We start from the raw sequence: 3943 nt of genomic DNA, 5'->3' as shown, positions 1-3943 counted from the left end.
GGCCAGATCACCTCTTCGAACAGCGGCCAGTTTACCTCGAAGTCGCCGGGGTCGGGTGCGCGGTCGCCTTCCTCCGGTTCGGCGCCGCCGGTGAGGTAGACCGAGCCTTCCGGACGGACATAGATGCCGGAGGGATCGACCAGCAGCGGCATGTCGGCATATTTCTCGCGCGCCTCGAAGACGAAGACATTGCGCTTGCGCGGCTCGACCGGCAGCTCAAGCCCGGCCATGGCAGCCACCTTGCCGGCGTTCGGGCCGGCGGCGTTGACGACGATGCCAGCCTCCAGCGTCTCGCCATTGCCGAGGCTCACTCCGGTGACGCGGTTGCCATCGCGCGCGATGCCGGTGACATCGGCGGCGATGAAATCGACTTTCTTCTGCCGCAGCGCCTTGCGGAACAGCGTCAGCATCGCATGCGCGTCGAACCAGCCTTCGCCGGTGCGGCCATAGGCGCCGGCTGAAATGCCCTCGGTCGACAGCCACGGGAACCGGCGCGTAAGCTGGGCGGCATCCTCCAGCACGATGTCGGCGCCCTCCGCGATCTGCGCCTCGTGATTGCTCTTGAGGATCGGCAAGCCGTCCTCGCCGGCAAGGATGAGGTAGCCGCCCTCGCGAAAGCCGATATCGGCGTCGTCCCCGAACTCTTCCTTCAGCCGCCGAAACAGTTTCAGCGTGAACTGCGACAGGCGGATGTTTTCCGGGATCGAGAATTGCTGGCGGATCGAGGCCATGGACAGCGTCGTTGCCGCATGCGCGAATTGCGGATCACGCTCGACCAGCGCGATCGTGCCGGAAAACCCTTGCTCACGCAGGTAATAGGCGACCGAGGAGCCGACGATGGCTCCGCCGATGATGACGATGTCGTAGCGCATGTTCTCTCCGATCCGGCCGATGGTGTCCTTCACGCCACCGGCAGAATGATCTCGAAGCGCGTGCCGCGTTCGCTGTCAACCAGCGCGATCATACCATCATGCGCTTTCAGGAGGGCCAGCACGATGCCGAGCCCCATGCCGGTGCCGCCCTGTTCGCGCCGCGTGGTGAAAAACGGCTCGAAAATGCGCGCCCGGTTGCTCGGCGAAATACCGGCGCCGTCGTCACTGACCAGGAGGCTCGCCTTGCCGTCGGCGCTCGTAGCGGAGACAGAAACCTGTGTCGCGCCGTGCCTGGCCGAATTGTCGATGAGATTGGCCAGCACGATAGCCGCGTTCTCGGCCGATATGTGCAATCTGATGTCGCCGCCGGCCCCGATGCTAACCGCCAGCCTGTTGTCTACGGGAAGCAGCGCCAGCGCCGCACCGATCGATGTGCTTTCGCCGCTCGGCGCCAGGTTTTCGGCGCGCGCCATGTCAAGCAGGCGGCGAACCAGCAGATTGAGCCGTCCCGCATCGGTGACGATATTGTTGGAGAAACGCCGCCGCTCCGTATCGTCCATCGCGCCACCGGAATCGCGCAGCAATTCGGCTGCGCCCTGGATCGCTGTCAGCGGCGATTTGAGTTCGTGCGAGACATGGGTGGCGAACGTCTGGATGCTGTCGGAACGCGCCTGCAGTTTTTCGGCCATGTCGAGGAAGGCGGCGGAAAGCTCCGCCATCTCTCGCGTGCCGTGATGGTCGAGCGGCCTGATCGCCGCGCGGTCGCCGGCGGCGATGCGCTCGGTGCGGTCGATCAGCGCATAGATCGGCCGGCTGACGGTGCGCAGGAAGATGAGGCCGATGAGCAGCGTGCCGCCGAGAATGGCAATCGCCGCCAACGTCACCTTGCCGCGTTCGCCATAGAGATGCTTGATGATGTTGTTGGGCGTCCGCGACACATAGACGACGCCGGCGACCTTGCCGTCGACGGCCACCGGCAAAGCGGCGAAGACACGCACCTTGGTGCCGCGGCTGACCGAATAGAGCGGCGGCGCCGGCTGGTCGCGGATGCGCAGCCTGAGCGCGCTGGCATAGCTGCCGGCAAGTGCTGTGCGCACCTCTTCGGCCGCACTGAGCGACTGGCCGACCTCGCCGCGCCCGGCAATGACGACGCCCCGGGGATCGAGCAGCCGGAAGCCGGCCAGCGTGGTTTTCTGCGTGGCGTCGAGAATACCGGACAGGCGCGCACCGATCGCCGCGAAGGCAGGATCGGCGGTGGCAGCGATCGCCGCCGGCCGGGTCGGCAGCACATAGTCGGAGGCGAGATCGAGTTGCGGCTCGATCGGCTTGTACAGCGGGCCCGGATTGACGCTTCGGCTTGAATCCCCGCCTGGCCCCGGCATCGGCGCACCGAGCTTGTCCGCCGCAATGCCGGCGTCGCGCACATCCTGCGCATAGATGGCGGCGATGGCCGCCCCTTGCGCGATCAGCTCCGCTTCGGTCTGGCGGATCAGCTGGTTCTCGTAGAGGCGGAAGAAGAACAAGCCGACCAATGGCAGGGCCATCACCATGATCAGGATGGCGACGACGACCGTGGCAAGCCGTGGCCGCCACTTGCGGCCGATCCATTTGCCGGAAGTCGTCAGCCGCATCGGCCAAGCCGGAAGCCGACGCCATGCACGGTCTCGATGGCATCCAGGCAACCCACTGCTGCCAGCTTGGCGCGGATGTTGCGGATATGGCTGTCGACGGTGCGGCCGGCGACATGGATGTTTGCGGCATAGGCGCTGGCCATCACCGCGTCGCGGTCGAGCACATGCGCGGGCCGCGCCAGGAATCCCTTCAGGATCGAGAATTCGATCCCCGTCAGGGCAAGCGCCTTGCCGTCGAAGCTGGCAGCGTGACTGGCCGGCGCCAGAGCCAGTTTGCCATGCGAAAACTGCCTGTTGTCGACCGGTTCGGCCGCCGCCGGGCGGGCGCGCCGCAGGATGACGTTGACGCGGGCGACCAACTCGCGCGGGCTGAATGGTTTCGTCACATAGTCGTCGCCGCCCATTTCGAGCCCAAGGATGCGATCGATCTCCTCGTCGCGCGCGGACAGGAACAGCACCGGCACATCGGATGTGTGCCGCAGTCGCCGGCAGACCTCCAGCCCGTCCATCTCCGGCATGCCGATGTCGAGCACGACAAGATCCGGCGCCCGGCGGCCGATCGCCTGCAGGGCGGCGGCACCGTCGGCCACGCCTGTCGTTTTCATGCCGGCCTTTTCCAGCGCAAAGCAGATCACCTCGCGGATGTGCGGGTCATCGTCGGCGACGAGGATGTGATGCGGCATGGATCAGCGGCCCGGCATGGAAGGTTCGATAGCGGAGGGAATCACGAACGGCCCCTTGGTGTCGAGATATCGAAGCAGCCGCCAGTCGCGAAAGCTCCAGGCCCGCCAGTTCTGCTGGATAGTTCGATACCAGATTTCATCGCTGCCGCGCACGCCAGCCAGTTCGCGGACAGTGCCGGCCGCCGCCGTCTTGCCCTGTTGCTCGAGGAAGCGATCGAGTGCGGGAAACGCGCCTGGACCGAGCGAGTGAAGATACCAGGCGTCTAGGGGAATGCCCTGGCCGGTCATTTCGAGGGAATGGTCGACATTGTAGTTGGCGATCGTTGCTGCGAAATTGATGAAACAGCCGGCATAAAGCGTCAGAGATAACGTCAGAAGATTGGCGGACAGCAGCCATTCGTTGGATTTTCTAAGCGCGATGCGAGCGATGATCAGGGCAAGGCCTGCTGCCACCAGCCCCATCCAGACAAAGGCAGCGACGCGCCAATAGGTCAATGCATAGATGCCGATATAGAGGTCGAGCCGCAGGATCGACGAGACCACCAGCATGATGTTTTGCGCCACCCAGGCGTAGACCAGCCGGCGGATGAGCGGATCGGCCGAGGTCTCGCTGCCTGGCCGCAGCGCTGCCAGCACGAAGCCGGCGGCAAGCAGCGCCGTGACGATCAGGGGATAGGCGCCACGATGCGCGTAGGCCGCGTAGCTCAGCCCGTCGGGAAGGGCCGCCCCGCCCCACCGATAGGTGGCGTCGCGCGCC

General features: G+C 65.5%; 4 protein-coding genes. All 4 read right to left on the bottom strand.

What is annotated here, in order from left to right:
- The coding region (locus EN906_RS25785) for an FAD-dependent oxidoreductase (protein ID WP_164777359.1) at positions 1-872 on the bottom strand (872 nt) is incomplete at its 3' end.
- A gap of 29 nt (positions 873-901) precedes the next feature.
- Positions 902-2503, bottom strand: coding sequence for a HAMP domain-containing sensor histidine kinase (locus tag EN906_RS25780; RefSeq protein WP_127271327.1), 1602 nt, complete (start codon positions 2501-2503; stop codon positions 902-904).
- A complete protein-coding gene (locus EN906_RS25775) occupies positions 2494-3186 on the bottom strand; it encodes a response regulator transcription factor (RefSeq protein WP_127271328.1) in 693 nt (230 codons plus the stop codon). Before EN906_RS25775 ends, EN906_RS25780 begins: the two co-directional genes overlap by 10 nt.
- A gap of 3 nt (positions 3187-3189) precedes the next feature.
- A partial coding sequence (locus EN906_RS25770; RefSeq protein ID WP_164777358.1) for a DUF4173 domain-containing protein occupies positions 3190-3943 on the bottom strand: 754 nt, incomplete at its 5' end.

Source organism: Mesorhizobium sp. M7A.F.Ca.CA.004.06.1.1, assembly GCF_003999135.1.
Taxonomy (GTDB): domain Bacteria; phylum Pseudomonadota; class Alphaproteobacteria; order Rhizobiales; family Rhizobiaceae; genus Mesorhizobium.
The sequence above is the reverse complement of the archived record's forward strand: the minus strand, read 5'-3'. Positions and strand labels throughout refer to the sequence as shown.

What these genes read in the sequence shown, in the direction of transcription:
- EN906_RS25780 (WP_127271327.1), bottom strand. Translation starts at nt 2,503, where the DNA reads ATGCGGCTGACGACTTCCGGCAAATGGATCGGCCGCAAGTGGCGGCCA.
- EN906_RS25775 (WP_127271328.1), bottom strand. Translation starts at nt 3,186, where the DNA reads ATGCCGCATCACATCCTCGTCGCCGACGATGACCCGCACATCCGCGAG.